1 protein-coding gene is annotated in these 387 nt (G+C 51.7%); it reads right to left on the bottom strand.

The genetic code is table 11. The annotated features are described in order from the left end of the window. The coding region (locus ACO0K1_RS20315) for a hypothetical protein (RefSeq protein ID WP_423029030.1) at nt 1-387 on the bottom strand (387 nt) is incomplete at both ends.

Here is a 387-nt window from a genome sequence, read left to right as displayed (position 1 = left end):
TATTTGCCACAGCCGTACCGGTGTAGTTCAGCGTTTGTCCATTGACGCCCGTGATACTGACCTGGCCTGGTGTCAGGCTGGTGTTGCTATCGTAAGTCTTCGTTGCGTTGATCGTTGCTGTGGCTTGACCGATATTCAAACTACCATTCGTGTAGACGATGTTGCTGTAGTTACTGTTTGTGCCGCCGACCGTATTGGCATAGCTGCCAGCATTTGCGCCTATTACACCGCTGGCGGTGAATCCGGTGATATTGCTGGCAGTATCAGTACCTACCAAGCCAATGGCTGTGAATCCGCTCACGCTTTGTTGTGTCGCGTTGTAGGTACCGCTTTGGCTATTACCGACGATATTAACTGCCGTAGTCACCGCATTGATCGTCGCCTGGT

Origin of the sequence: Undibacterium sp. SXout20W, assembly GCF_049340285.1 — a bacterium.
Classification (GTDB): Bacteria; Pseudomonadota; Gammaproteobacteria; order Burkholderiales; family Burkholderiaceae_D; genus Undibacterium.
The sequence above is the reverse complement of the archived record's forward strand: the minus strand, read 5'-3'. Positions and strand labels throughout refer to the sequence as shown.